This is a genomic window from Rhizobium herbae, from assembly GCF_019511375.1.
GTDB lineage: Bacteria > Pseudomonadota > Alphaproteobacteria > Rhizobiales > Rhizobiaceae > Pararhizobium > Pararhizobium herbae_A.
This window is the reverse complement of record NZ_JAEUAO010000001.1, coordinates 561,032-573,991: the sequence shown is the minus strand read 5'-3', so window position 1 is coordinate 573,991 and position 12,960 is coordinate 561,032. Positions and strand designations below refer to the sequence as shown.

Sequence of the window (12,960 nt, the reverse complement as noted above, 5' to 3'; positions counted from 1 at the left end):
TGTATTAGACAAAAGTCGAAGATAGTGCATTATTTGCGCGGCTGGACATGAGGGGGCGAGCGTGTAATCTGCCAGCGGGGCACGCGACGCCATTGGCAAAAGGCGCGCCCGAATGTCGTGAATTCAGAAGCGCGCAGGTCCGTTTGAACTAGTCGAAACCGGCTGGTGCGGTCTGCACCCCGCGGGGAGGAACAGTATCGGCAAGGCCGGCTGTCCGCGAAACAGAGGAGAGAACATGGATCGCCGTTCATTCATCAAGCGTGCAGGTTTCGGCGGCGTTGGCGCCGTGGCGGCAACGACGCTCGCAGCGCCCGCCATCGCCCAGAGCAGCCCCAAGGTCAATTGGCGCCTGGCATCGTCTTTCCCGAAATCGCTCGATACGATCTATGGCGGCGCCGAAGTGCTGTCGAAGTACGTTTCGGAGGCGACGGACGGTAATTTCCAGATACAGGTCTTCGCCGCCGGCGAAATCGTCCCGGGCCTGCAGGCGGCCGACGCCACCGCGGCCGGCACGGTCGAAGCCTGCCACACGGTTTCCTACTATTATTGGGGCAAGGATCCGGTCTGGGCGCTCGGCGCTGCCGTTCCCTTCGCGCTCAACGCCCGCGGCATGAACGCCTGGCACTACCATGGCGGCGGCATCGACATGTTCAACGAGTTCCTCGCCACGCAAGGCCTCGTCGGCTATCCCGGTGGCAATACCGGTGTGCAGATGGGCGGCTGGTTCCGCAAGGAGATCAAGACCGTCGCCGACATGCAGGGCCTGAAGATGCGCATCGGGGGCTTTGCCGGCAAGGTTGTCGAGAAGCTCGGCGTCGTGCCGCAGCAGATCGCCGGCGGCGACATCTATCCGTCGCTCGAAAAGGGCACCATCGACGCTGCCGAATGGGTCGGTCCCTATGACGATGAGAAGCTTGGCTTCTACAAGGTTGCGCCGTACTACTACTATCCCGGCTGGTGGGAAGGTGGCCCGACCGTGCATGCCATGTTCAACAAGGCGGCTTTCGACGGTCTGCCGAAGAACTACCAGTCGTTGCTGCGCACGGCCTGCCAGGCAACCGATGCGAACATGCTGCAGAAGTACGATTACCTCAATCCTGCGGCGATCAAGCGTCTCGTCGGCGCTGGTGCAAAGCTCAGCCCGTACAGCCCGGAAATCCTGTCGGCCTGCTTCGATGCGGCCAATGAGGTTTATGCCGGCATGGAAGCCTCGAACCCGACCTTCAAGAAGATCTGGGAATCGATCAAGGCATTCCGCGGCGAGTATTACCTGAACGCCCAGATCGCCGAATACAACTACGACACGTTCATGATGATCCAGCAGCGGGGCGGCAAGCTCTAACCGCTGGTTTTATCGCCGAAACGAGAAACCCCGGAGCGCTGCTCCGGGGTTTTTCTTTGCCATCGGTTTGGAGCAAGGCCGGTGCGAACACCGGCCCGTCTGTTTTGATCAGTCGAAGGACGGCGGGGCGCTCAGGTCGTTTGCTGGCTTCTTCTGCTCGCCGCTGGCACCGTTCTGATCGGACGGTGGCTGAGCAGCACCGTCGAGCGGATTGCCGCCCGGCAGTTGCAGGCCACCTGGCAGGCCAAGCCCACCGCCGTTGTCCGGCAGGGTCAGGCCGCCTCCGCCGGTTCCAAACCCCGGAACCTCGATCTTGATCGTGGCCGGATCGACTACGGCGGCGTCGCCCTTGTAGTGCATGACCATCTGCGGGAACATGATCGTCAGCGCGACCATCAGGATCTGGATGCCGACGAATGGCACTGCTCCCCAATAGATCTGCCCCGTGGTCACAGGTTGCGTGAGCTTGCCCGTCACCCGGTCGAGATAGGGCACCTTGGCCGCGACCGAGCGCAGATAGAACAGCGCGAAGCCGAAGGGCGGATGCATGAAGCTCGTCTGCATGTTGATGCCGAGCAGGACGCCGAACCAGATGAGATCGATGCCGAGCGCGTTGGCCGCCGGCGCAAGCAGCGGCACGATGATGAAGGCGAGTTCGAAGAAGTCGAGGAAGAACGCCAGGAAGAAGACGAGCAGATTGACCGTAATCAGGAAGCCCGTTTCACCGCCCGGCATTCCGACCAGCAGATGCTCAACCCATATGTGACCGTTGACGCCGTAGAAGGTGAGTGAGAACACCCGTGCGCCGATCAGGATGAACAGCACGAAGGCCGACAACCGCGTCGTGGCGGCCAGCGCGGAGCGGATTACATCAAGCGTCAGTCGTCCCTTTGCTGCCGCCATGATCAGAGCGCCGACAGCACCCATGGCGCCGCCTTCCGTCGGTGTGGCGATGCCGAGGAAGATCGTGCCGAGAACGAGGAAGATCAGCGCCAGCGGCGGGATCAGCACGATGATGACCTGCTGGGCAAGCTTGGACATCGCATTGATCTTCACTCCCCTGTCGATGAGCGCAACGAGGTAGATGAACGCCACACCGACAGTCGCGCCGAGAATATCGGCGTTCTCGCCTTGTGTCGGCGCGAGGTAGACATGAGCCGCATAAGCGATACCAGCCGCAACGGCGAGCGCAACGAGGAGCGAACCAACGCCCGAGCCAAGCGTGCGGGCTTCGAGTGGAAGAGCCGGCATCGAGTCACGCCGAACGATGGTCATGATCAGGATGTAGCACATGTAGAGCCCGGTGAGCACCAGGCCGGGGATCAGGGCGCCGGCATACATGTCGCCGACGGAACGGCCGAGCTGGTCGGCAAGAACGATCAGGACGAGGGACGGCGGAATGATCTGGGCAAGCGTGCCGGACGCCGCGATGACGCCGGAGGCGACGCGCCGGTCATAGCCGTAGCGCAGCATGATCGGCAGCGAGATCAGGCCCATGGCGATAACCGAAGCCGCAACCACGCCGGTGGTGGCTGCAAGCAATGCTCCGACGAAGATGACCGCATAGGCGAGACCGCCGCGGATCGGTCCGAACAACTGGCCGATCGTGTCGAGCAGATCCTCGGCCATGCCGGACCGTTCGAGCACGATGCCCATGAAGGTGAAGAAGGGGATGGCGAGCAAGGTGTCGTTCGACATCACCCCCCAGAATCGTTCCGGCAGTGCATTGAGCAGCGGCCAGGAGAGATTGATGGAACCGGCAGACAAAGGAGCAAGCTCCACACCGATGATGAAGAACAGCAGGCCGTTGGCGGCGAGCGAAAAGGCGACCGGATAGCCCAGGAGCAGGAACACGATCAGCGAAACGAACATGATCGGTGCCAGGTTTTCAGCGATGAATGCCATCATGGGCGCGCCTCCGGAATGACGGCTTCGTCAAGCGGTGCATGGGTCGGCACATAGGGCGTCGGATCGTCCATGTTGCCGGTCATGATCGCGATTTTCTTGATGATCTCCGAAACGCCCTGCAGCACGAGCAGGATGAAGCCGCAAAGGAGGATTGCCTTGGCTGGCCAGACGATCAGGCCACCGGCGCTGGATGAGCCTTCCTGCGAGCGGTAGGACATGAGGAAGTAGGGGACGAGGTAGTATGTCATCAGCAATACGAACGGCATCAGGAAGAACACGTGACCGAACAGGTCGATCCAGTGCTGCACACGGCGCGAGAACTTGCCGTAGACGACGTCGATGCGGATATGCTCGTTCTGGCTGAGCGTATAGGCGGCAGCCAACATGAAGGCCGCACCGAAAAGATACCATTGCGCCTCGAGCCAGGCGTTGGACGACATATTGAATATTTTTCGGATGATAGCATTGCCGGCGCTGACCAGAACGGCCACCAGGATCAGCCATGAGACTGATTTGCCGATGATTTCCGTAATGCGGTCAATGAGCCTGCTGATACCGAGCAGTGCGGCCATAAAGGTTCCTCCCCCGCTAAGCTGATTTCGATATTTGTTGCCAAGCACAGCCACAGTGCCGATTTCAAGCCCTGTTTCAAGCCTGAGACGGGATTTTCCCGTGTCGTCTGGCAAGGTTATACCAAAGTTGTATCCAGGCTTTACGGCAATGCTCAAAGGTTGGGCAGAAACCCGAGGGAAATCGCGCTGTTGTGCCGACGAGCTGGCGAGGCACAGTGTGCTTGGAAGCAGGTCCGCCAGTCGGATGGTCAAGGCGAATTTCACCGCCGATTGTCCGCCAGGGACTTGAATTGGCAACCCGTTTGGGGATGGATAATCGCCTGAGAATCCATGAGGTAAGTCCGTTATGCCCACGATGATCCGTAACCCCATTCTGCCCGGCTTCAATCCGGACCCTTCGATTTGCCGCGTGGGCGAGAACTACTATATCGCCACGTCCACCTTCGAATGGTATCCGGGCGTGCAGATCCATCATTCGCGTGATCTGGTGAACTGGCGCCTCGTCCGGCGGCCGCTGGAGCGGGCAAGCCAGCTCGACATGCGCGGCAATCCCGACAGCTGCGGCGTCTGGGCGCCGTGCCTTTCCCATGCCGACGGCCTGTTCTGGCTCGTCTATACCGACGTCAAGCGCTTCGACGGCAACTTCAAGGACGCGCACAACTACATCGTCACGTCCCCCTCGATCGAAGGCGAGTGGTCGGACCCGGTCTATGTCAATTCTTCCGGCTTCGATCCATCACTTTTCCACGATGACGATGGTCGCAAGTGGTTCGTCAACATGCAATGGAACCACCGCACCGAAAGCTTCGGCGGGGCGCCGAAGTCGCCGGCCTTCGACGGTATCCTGCTGCAGGAGTGGGATCCGGCCGCGAAAAGGCTCGTCGGGCCGATCAGGAATATCTTCGCCGGCAGCGCGCAAGGGCTCGTCGAAGGCCCGCATCTCTTCAAGCGCAACGGCTGGTACTATCTGACGACGGCCGAGGGCGGCACCGGATATGATCACGTCGTGACGATGGCGCGTTCGCGAGCCATCGAAGGTCCCTACGAGATCCATCCGCAGACGCATCTGATCACCTCGAAGGACGCGCCGGACGCGGTGCTGCAAAGGGCAGGGCATGGGCAATATGTCGAGACGCCCGACGGGCAGGCCTATCATACGCATCTCACCGGCCGGCCTTTGCCGCCGTTGCGCCGTTGCACGCTCGGCCGCGAGACGGCGCTGCAGAAATGCGTCTGGCGCGATGACGGATGGCTCTACCTGGAACAGGGTGGTGTCGTGCCCGCCATTGAGGTTGCGGCGCCGGGCGAGACCTCCGTCATCGAAAAACCGGCAAGGGTCGAAACCGATTTCGACGGCCCCGCCTTGCCCGAGGAATTCCAGTGGCTGCGCACGCCACGGCCCGAGCGGATTTTTTCGCTGACGGACAAGCCTGGCCATCTGCGGCTGTTCGGCCGAGAGAGCATCGGCAGCTGGTTCGAACAGGCGCTGGTGGCGCGCCGCCAGGAGCACCATTCCTTCCGCGCCGAGACGGTCGTCGAATTCGAGCCGGATACCTATCAGCAGGCCGCCGGTCTGACCCACTACTATAACCGCCACAAGTTTCACGCGCTTGCCGTCACGCTGCATGAAAAGCTCGGCCGGGTCGTGACGATCTTCTCCTGCGCCGGAGATTTTCCGCATGGCCGCATGACGTTTCCCGCCGAAAGTGGTGTCACCGTTCCATTCGGACGGGTCCATCTGGCCATGGAAGTCCGGGGCAACGAGTTGCAGTTCTTCTGGCACCCTGACGGCTACCGTGCCTGGCGCAAGATCGGACCGTTGCTCGATGCCGGCGTCGTATCCGACGAGGGCGGGCGCGGCGAACACGGCTCGTTCACCGGCGCATTCGCAGGCGTGTTCGCTTTCGATACGTCCGGCCGGGCGCAGGTCGCCGATTTCGATCGGTTCACTTACGAGGCGCTGCCATTCACTGTCGAATGAGAATGTAATGCATGAGATAAGTCTTGTAACTGGCTGATGTCATTACAAGATGCCGGGCATTATTCTGTTCCCTTTTGTTAAACCTGCAGTGACCTGAAGAGGCGGCCTGAGGGGTCCGACTCAGCTCGTTGGATGGTCGGGTCAGGCCCGACCATGACGAAAGGGAGGTTTGCGGCACTTGTCGGCAGCCTGAGACGAGCCGGGAGCCGCCTTCTCGGGCAACCTGCTTAGCTGCCGTTGGAAAGGCAGGTTTTCAGCGATGTGCCGATACCTTGCATCAGCTGGAAGTAGAGGTCGGGCCCGGCTTCGATGGTGGCCGCTTCGGGGTCGAGCGTGCCGGGTTTCGCCGGCGTGCCTTCGAGCACGACATTGACGAGCTTCGGCTCGAATTGCGGTTCGGCAAAGACGCAGGTCGCGCCCAGTTCGACGATCTTGGCGTGGATCTCGGACAGGCGCTCGGCGCCGGGCAGGACCTCGGGGCTGACGGTGATCGAACCTGCCACCTTCACATCATAGCGATGTTCGAAATACTGGTAGGCGTCGTGAAAGACGATGAATGGCTTGTCCTTGATCGGCGCGACGGCTTCCTCCAGTGTCCTGTCGAGCGCGTCGAGCCGCATGTTGAGCGCATTGAGATTGCTCTTGTAGGTCGCCGCGTTGTCGGGATCGGCAGCAGTCAGCGTCTTTTCGATCTCGGCTGCCATCGCCTTGGCATTGGCCGGATCGAGCCACAGGTGCATGTCGAATTCACCCTCATCGTGATGGTGGCCCTCTTCGTGGGCGTGATCCTCTGCGCCCTCTGTGCCTGCTTCGTGCTCGTCGCCGTCGTCATGCGCCTCAAAGGCGCCGCCTTCGCGGAATTTCAGCTTTTCGAGTCCTGGCGCATCATCCAGCTCGACGATCGTTGCGCCGCTGCCGAGCGCCTCCAGCGGCTTTTCCAGGAAGGCTTCCAGCCCGTGCCCGACCCAGAAGACGATGTCGGCGTTCTCCAGCGCCGAGGCGTTGGAGGGCTTCATGCTGTAGGTATGGGGGGAGGCGGCGCCTTCGACGATCAGCGCCGGCTCGCCAAGTCCTTGCATGATTGAGGCGACCAGGGAGTGGATAGGCTTGATCGAAACGACGACGTTCGGGACTTCGGCATGCACGGCGCCAGCGGTAAAAAGCAGGGAAGATGTCAAAAGCAGGGATTTTTTCAGGCTCATGCGGGGGGACTCCTGTCTTGTAAATCAATGTAATGTTATTACATCAATTGCGTTATGCTATAACGTGTGGCATAGCGGCTGGCAACACCTCACCCGGATTTTTTTGATGCTGAATTTCCGCGACCCCGACCAGAAGCCTCTCGTCCTCTTGAACAATGCCGGCGTGCGCCGCGGCGGCCGCTGGCTGGTGCGCGGCGTCGAGTTTTCGATCAGCCGCGGCGAGATCGTCACGCTGATCGGCCCGAACGGCTCGGGCAAATCGACGACGGCGAAAGCCGCGATCGGTGTTTTGAAGCCGGACGAAGGCTGGGTCGAGCGCAAGCCGGGCCTCAGGGTCGGCTATGTGCCGCAGAAACTCGCGATCGACTGGACTCTGCCCCTGACGGTCGAGCGCCTGATGACGCTGACCGGCCCGCTGAAGGGCCGCGAGATCGAGGAAGCGCTGCACTCCACCGGCATCGCGCATCTCGCCCGCGCCGAGGTCCAGCACCTGTCCGGCGGCGAATTCCAGCGGGCGCTGCTTGCCCGCGCCATTGCCCGCAAACCCGACCTGCTGGTACTCGACGAACCGGTGCAGGGCGTCGACTTCTCCGGCGAGATCGCGCTCTACGACCTGATCAAGTCCATCCGCAACCAGACCGGCTGCGGCATCCTCCTGATCTCGCACGACCTGCATGTGGTGATGGCCGAGACCGATACGGTGATCTGCCTCAACGGCCATGTCTGCTGCCGCGGCACGCCGCAAGTGGTCAGCCAGAGCCCGGAATATCTGAAACTGTTCGGCAGCCGGGCGGCCAAAACGCTTGCCGTCTACAGCCACGACCACGACCATACCCATCTGCCCGACGGTCGCGTGCTGCATGCCGATGGCAGCATCACCGAACATTGCCATCCGGATGACGGCCACCACCATGGCGCCCACGCCGAGCATGGGCATGCCGATCACGACCATGCCGATCATGTCCACGATCCGGATTGCGGCTGCGGCCATCAAAGCCGCCTGCAGGGCCTGGGCAACAAGGAGACGCGCCGTGTTTGACGATTTCTTCACCCGCGCGCTCGTTGCCGGCATCGGCCTTGCCATCACGGTCGGTCCGCTCGGCTGCTTCGTCATCTGGCGGCGCATGGCCTATTTCGGCGACACCATGGCCCATTCGGCGCTGCTCGGCGTGGCGCTGTCGCTGCTGTTCAACCTCAATCTGATGCTCAGCGTCTTTATCGTCGCCGCCGTCGTTTCGCTGCTGTTGCTGCTGCTGCAGAAGCGCGGCGCGCTGTCGACAGATGCGCTGCTCGGCATTCTCTCCCACTCGGCGCTGTCGATCGGCCTCGTCATGGTCGCCTTCATGACATGGGTGCGCATCGATCTCGTCGGCTTCCTGTTCGGTGACATTCTCGCAGTTTCCGAGGCCGATATCGATCTCGTCTGGGGCGGTGGCATTCTCGTTTTGTTTGCCATCGTCTATCTCTGGCGGCCGCTGCTTGCCTCCACCGTCAATCCGGAACTGGCCGAGGCCGAGGGCCTGCAGCCGGAGCGGGCGCGCCTTTATTTCATGCTGCTCATGGCCCTGGTGATCGCCATTGCCATGAAGATCGTCGGCATCCTGCTGATCACCTCGCTGTTGATCATTCCGGCGGCCACCGCCCGGCGCTTTGCCACGTCGCCCGAAATCATGGCCGTGCTCGCCTCGGTCATCGGCGCGCTCGCCGTCACCGGCGGCCTTTTCGGCTCGCTGCATTTCGATACGCCGTCCGGTCCGTCGATCGTGGTTGCGGCAATGGGGCTTTTCGTCCTCAGCCTGCTGCCCTTCGGCCGCAAGGGAGAAATCGAGACGGCCATTCATTCGACGCATGGAGGACACCACTGATGGCACAGCAACTCACCAGGAACCAGTCGCTGGTGCTCGATGTGCTGACCCATGCGGAAGGTCCGCTCAGCGCCTACACGATCCTCGACAAGCTGCGTGATCACGGCTTTCGTGCGCCGCTGCAGGTTTATCGCGCGCTGGATAAGCTTCTCGAGTTCGGCATGATCCACCGGCTTGAAAGCATGAACTCCTTTGTCGCCTGCTCGCATCCGGACCATCATCACCATGATCACGGCGTCACCGCGTTTGCGATCTGCGAGGATTGCGGCCAGGTCACCGAAATGCATGATGCCGGCATCGAGGAGCGGCTTTCCGTCCTGGCCGGAAGGGAGCATTTCAAGACCGAAAAGACGACGATCGAGATTCGCGGCCACTGCCAGAACTGCACCAGCGGATAGTTCTGCCCGGTCTGTCAAAGTCTTTCCCACTGCCAGCGGATGTGTGACCATCCAGGCCCGAGGTTCAGCTGTGAACAATCACGATTCGATGTCCGATTTCCTGTTTTCCGCCCAGGCGCGTGATCAAATCCATGCCCCTCCGGCAACGGACAAGGCCGAAACGGCCATTGATCCGGTCTGCGGCATGACCGTCAAGCTCAATGCCGGAAAGCCGAGCCTCGACTATCAGGGAACCACCTATCATTTCTGCAGTCAACGCTGCCACGGGCGCTTCGGCGCTGATCCCTGGTTCTACCTGTCGGGCCATGCCGGAAACAAGCCGAAGGCTGTGAAGAAGGCGACGCTCTATACCTGCCCGATGGATCCGGAAATCGTCCGTGACGCGCCCGGAACCTGCCCGATCTGCGGCATGGCGCTCGAGCCGATGGGCGCCCCTGTCGAAGGCCCCAATCCCGAACTGGTCGATTTTACCCGTCGCTTCTGGGTAAGCCTTGCCTGCGCCGTGCCGCTGGTGATTTTCTCGATGGGACCGATGGTCGGGCTTCCGATCCGCGAGTGGATCGGTGCCCGCGTCGCCACCTATCTCGAACTCCTCCTTGCAACGCCGGTCGTGCTGTGGGCGGCCAGGCCTTTCTTCGAGCGGGGGTGGGTGTCGCTGCGCACCGGCCACTACAACATGTGGACGCTGATCATGCTCGGCGTTGGCGCGGCCTATCTTTACAGCGTCGTTGCGACGCTGTTGCCCGGCCTGTTCCCGATGGAGTTCGGCGGCCATCACGGGGAGGTTGCCGTCTATTTCGAGGCTGCGGCCGTCATCGTGACGCTGGTCTTCGTCGGCCAGATCCTCGAGCTTCGCGCCCGCGAGCGCACCGGCGATGCGATCCGCGCCCTGATGAACCTCGCACCGAAGACGGCGCGCCGCATACAGCCGGACGGAACCGAACAGGACGCGCCGCTTGAAAACATCCTGGTCGGCGATCATCTGCGCATACGGCCCGGCGAAGCCGTGCCGGTCGATGGCATCGTCACCGAAGGCCACTCCAGCGTCGACGAGAGCCTGATCAGCGGCGAGCCTTTGCCGGTGGAAAAGATCGCGGGCGCCGAGGTCACCGGCGGCACCATCAACCGCAACGGCACGCTGGTCGTCAGGGCACAAAAGGTCGGCAGCGATACTGTCCTGTCGCAGATCGTCGAGATGGTCGCGTCGGCCCAGCGGTCGCGCGCGCCGATCCAGAAGCTTGCCGACCGGGTGTCCGGCTGGTTCGTGCCTGCAGTCGTCCTTGTCGCGGCGGCGGCTTTCGTCGGCTGGCTGGTGCTTGGTCCACAGCCGTCCTTCATCTACGGGCTGGTCGCTGCCGTCTCCGTCCTCATCATTGCCTGTCCCTGTGCGCTCGGTCTCGCCACGCCGATCTCGATCATGACGGCGACCGGCAGGGGCGCCCGGTCCGGCGTGCTCGTCCGTGAAGCCGCAGCGCTGGAGCGTCTCGCGGCCATCGATACGCTGATCGTCGACAAGACCGGTACGCTGACGGAAGGCAAGCCGCGCCTGACGGACGTGCTTGTGGGGCCAACCTTTCCGGAAAACCGGCTGCTGATGCTCGCCGCCTCCCTGGAAAAGGCCTCGGAACACCCCCTGGCCGAGGCCATCGTCGCAGGGGCCAGGGCGCGGGACGTGCCGCTGGTTTCCGTTACCGACTTCGAGGCGGTGAACGGCAAGGGCGTCTCCGGCCGAGTGGATGGCGATCTCGTGCTCGCAGGCAATGCCGCCATGCTGGCGGATGTGGGTGTCGATACGTCAGCCTTTGCCGGTCACGCCGAAGGGCTGCGCCAGAATGGCCGCACCGCACTCTATGTCGCGGTCAATGGCGAACTGGCTGGTCTTCTGGCGCTGGCCGACGAGATCAAGGTCAATGCGGCCGAGGCGATCCGCGTGCTGCATGCCGATGGCATCCGCGTCGTCATGGCGACGGGCGACAGTGCCGTTACAGCCGACGCGGTGGCGAAGGCGCTCGGCATCGACGATGTCGCGGCCGACCAGTTGCCGGAAGACAAGAAAGCACTGGTCCAGCGCCTGAAGGCCGAGGGGCGCGTCGTCGCCATGGCGGGCGATGGCATCAATGATGCCCCGGCTCTGGCAGCAGCCGATGTCGGCATCGCCATGGGCACCGGCGCCGATGTGGCGCTGGAAAGCGCCGGCATCACCCTGTTGAAGGGTGACCTGTCCGGCATCGTGCGGGCGCGAACCCTGTCCAGGGCGACGCTGTCGAACATTCGCCAGAACCTGTTCTTCGCCTTTGTCTATAACGCCGTGGGCGTACCCATCGCAGCCGGTCTGCTTTACCCGCTGACCGGCTCGCTGCTGTCGCCGATGATCGCCGCCGCCGCCATGAGCCTGTCCTCGGTTTCCGTCGTCGTCAATGCACTCCGGCTGAGGCGATTGAAGCTCTGAGGGCAACTATCCGATGACCGACAGGCTTGTCGCGAAAAGCTGCCATTTCTTGACATAGCCGATCGCCGACTTTTTCAAGCCGTCGACGGCCGCGTCATCAAGCAGCCGGATCGCCTTTGCCGGTGCGCCGACGATCAGCGAATTGTCGGGAAAGACCTTGCCTTCCGTCACCAGGGCATTGGCCCCGATAAGACAGTTGCTGCCGATCACCGCGCCGTTCAGCACCGTCGCGCCCATGCCGACCAGCGAATTGTCGCCAATGGTGCAGCCATGCACGATGGCGTGATGGCCGATGGTGCAGCCTTCTCCGATCGTCACAGGAAAGCCGGGATCGACATGGATGACGACGCCTTCCTGAATATTGGTGCGGGCGCCGACCCTGATCGGCTCGTTGTCGCCGCGCAGCACCGCTCCGAACCAGATGCCGACATCCTCGCCCAGTTCGACCTTGCCGATGACATGTGCGTCCGGCGCCACCCAATAGCTGCCTTCCGCCGGAACGGAAGGGCGTGTCGGGCCAAGTGCATAAAGCGGCATGGATTCTACCTTCTTGTGCTTAGACGACCGTGACGGTCAGCGTGGCAACGCCATCGATGCCGCAGGAAACCACGTCGCCGCGCGACACCGGTCCGACGCCGGAGGGGGTCCCGGTCATGATGGCGTCTCCGGCAGCGAGCGTGAACAGTTTCGACAATTCGGCGATGACTTCGGGAACCTTCCAGATCATCTGGTTGAGGTCGCCCTGCTGCTTGCGGTCGCCGTTGACCGCCAGCCAGATATTGCCAGCCTCGGGGTGGCCGATTGTCTCGGCCGGAACGATCTGTGAAACCGGCGCCGAGTGCTCGAAGGCTTTCGCTGCCGCCCATGGCTTGCCCGCCGCCTTGGCCTCGGCCTGCAGATCGCGGCGCGTGAAGTCGATGCCCACCGCATAGCCGTAGACGCAATCGAGAGCATCGCCGCTGTCGATAGTGTCGCCGCCGCTTTTCAAAAAGACGACGAGTTCGACCTCGTGGTGCACGTCGCTCGACAGCGGTGGATAGGGAAACTCCGCGCGCACCGACAGATTGTCCGGATTTTTCTGGAAGAAGAAGGGCGGCTCCCGGTCGGGATCGTGGCCCATCTCGATTGCGTGGGCCGCATAGTTACGGCCCACGCAATAAACGCGGCGAACGGGAAAGGCCCGATCGGAATTCGCAACCGGCAGCAGCACCGGGGCGGGAAGGGGAATTAGGGTAGTCATCAA

The 12,960-nt window shown here is 62.3% G+C and carries 11 protein-coding genes; 6 read left to right on the top strand and 5 right to left on the bottom strand.

All coding sequences use genetic code 11. The annotated features are described in order from the left end of the window. Positions 1–235 precede the first annotated feature (235 nt). Positions 236–1,342, top strand: coding sequence for a TRAP transporter substrate-binding protein (locus JNB71_RS02790; protein WP_220370305.1), 1,107 nt, complete (start codon positions 236–238; stop codon positions 1,340–1,342). Between the two features lie 108 nt (positions 1,343–1,450). Here JNB71_RS02790 and JNB71_RS02785 read toward each other — a convergent pair whose 3' ends face one another. Further along, positions 1,451–3,250: a TRAP transporter large permease gene (locus JNB71_RS02785; protein WP_220370304.1), complete on the bottom strand. Its 1,800-nt coding sequence runs from the start codon at positions 3,248–3,250 to the stop codon at positions 1,451–1,453. After that, the gene (locus JNB71_RS02780; RefSeq protein WP_220370303.1) at positions 3,247–3,822 is read right to left on the bottom strand and encodes a TRAP transporter small permease subunit; all 576 of its coding nucleotides are present in this window, start codon (positions 3,820–3,822) and stop codon (positions 3,247–3,249) included. Before JNB71_RS02780 ends, JNB71_RS02785 begins: the two co-directional genes overlap by 4 nt. 355 nt (positions 3,823–4,177) lie before the next feature. Between JNB71_RS02780 and JNB71_RS02775 the strand changes: the two genes are divergently transcribed. Further along, the gene (locus tag JNB71_RS02775) at positions 4,178–5,803 is read left to right on the top strand and encodes a glycoside hydrolase family 43 protein (RefSeq protein WP_220371127.1); all 1,626 of its coding nucleotides are present in this window, start codon (positions 4,178–4,180) and stop codon (positions 5,801–5,803) included. A gap of 227 nt (positions 5,804–6,030) precedes the next feature. Here JNB71_RS02775 and znuA read toward each other — a convergent pair whose 3' ends face one another. Further along, the gene (gene znuA / locus JNB71_RS02770; protein WP_220370302.1) at positions 6,031–7,005 is read right to left on the bottom strand and encodes a zinc ABC transporter substrate-binding protein ZnuA; all 975 of its coding nucleotides are present in this window, start codon (positions 7,003–7,005) and stop codon (positions 6,031–6,033) included. Between the two features lie 106 nt (positions 7,006–7,111). Here znuA and JNB71_RS02765 point away from each other — a divergent pair, with 106 nt between their 5' ends. The 4 genes from JNB71_RS02765 (at position 7,112) to JNB71_RS02750 (ending at position 11,717) form a co-directional block, all read left to right on the top strand. Next, positions 7,112–8,044 carry an ATP-binding cassette domain-containing protein gene (locus JNB71_RS02765; protein ID WP_220370301.1) on the top strand — a complete coding sequence of 311 codons (933 nt, stop codon included), beginning with the start codon at positions 7,112–7,114 and terminating at the stop codon, positions 8,042–8,044. Next, on the top strand, positions 8,037–8,870 hold the full coding sequence (gene znuB / locus JNB71_RS02760; RefSeq protein WP_112852238.1) for a zinc ABC transporter permease subunit ZnuB: 834 nt from the start codon (positions 8,037–8,039) through the stop codon (positions 8,868–8,870). The genes JNB71_RS02765 and znuB overlap by 8 nt, the downstream gene beginning before the upstream one ends. After that, entirely contained in the window at positions 8,867–9,268 is a 402-nt protein-coding gene (locus JNB71_RS02755; protein WP_220371126.1) for a Fur family transcriptional regulator, read from the top strand. Before znuB ends, JNB71_RS02755 begins: the two co-directional genes overlap by 4 nt. Positions 9,269–9,356: 88 nt before the next feature. After that, on the top strand, positions 9,357–11,717 hold the full coding sequence (locus JNB71_RS02750; protein WP_222857183.1) for a heavy metal translocating P-type ATPase: 2,361 nt from the start codon (positions 9,357–9,359) through the stop codon (positions 11,715–11,717). A gap of 6 nt (positions 11,718–11,723) precedes the next feature. Here JNB71_RS02750 and JNB71_RS02745 read toward each other — a convergent pair whose 3' ends face one another. Then, on the bottom strand, positions 11,724–12,254 hold the full coding sequence (locus tag JNB71_RS02745; protein ID WP_220370299.1) for a gamma carbonic anhydrase family protein: 531 nt from the start codon (positions 12,252–12,254) through the stop codon (positions 11,724–11,726). A 19-nt stretch (positions 12,255–12,273) separates the two neighbouring features. Then, positions 12,274–12,957 carry a fumarylacetoacetate hydrolase family protein gene (locus JNB71_RS02740; protein WP_220370298.1) on the bottom strand — a complete coding sequence of 228 codons (684 nt, stop codon included), beginning with the start codon at positions 12,955–12,957 and terminating at the stop codon, positions 12,274–12,276. Positions 12,958–12,960 lie beyond the last annotated feature (3 nt).

What these genes read in the sequence shown, in the direction of transcription:
- JNB71_RS02785 (WP_220370304.1), bottom strand. Translation starts at nt 3,250, where the DNA reads ATGATGGCATTCATCGCTGAAAACCTGGCACCGATCATGTTCGTTTCG.
- JNB71_RS02775 (WP_220371127.1), top strand. Translation starts at nt 4,178, where the DNA reads ATGATCCGTAACCCCATTCTGCCCGGCTTCAATCCGGACCCTTCGATT.
- JNB71_RS02780 (WP_220370303.1), bottom strand. Translation starts at nt 3,822, where the DNA reads ATGGCCGCACTGCTCGGTATCAGCAGGCTCATTGACCGCATTACGGAA.
- JNB71_RS02745 (WP_220370299.1), bottom strand. Translation starts at nt 12,254, where the DNA reads ATGCCGCTTTATGCACTTGGCCCGACACGCCCTTCCGTTCCGGCGGAA.
- znuA (WP_220370302.1), bottom strand. Translation starts at nt 7,005, where the DNA reads ATGAGCCTGAAAAAATCCCTGCTTTTGACATCTTCCCTGCTTTTTACC.
- JNB71_RS02740 (WP_220370298.1), bottom strand. Translation starts at nt 12,957, where the DNA reads ATGACTACCCTAATTCCCCTTCCCGCCCCGGTGCTGCTGCCGGTTGCG.
- JNB71_RS02750 (WP_222857183.1), top strand. Translation starts at nt 9,357, where the DNA reads ATGTCCGATTTCCTGTTTTCCGCCCAGGCGCGTGATCAAATCCATGCC.
- JNB71_RS02790 (WP_220370305.1), top strand. Translation starts at nt 236, where the DNA reads ATGGATCGCCGTTCATTCATCAAGCGTGCAGGTTTCGGCGGCGTTGGC.
- JNB71_RS02765 (WP_220370301.1), top strand. Translation starts at nt 7,112, where the DNA reads ATGCTGAATTTCCGCGACCCCGACCAGAAGCCTCTCGTCCTCTTGAAC.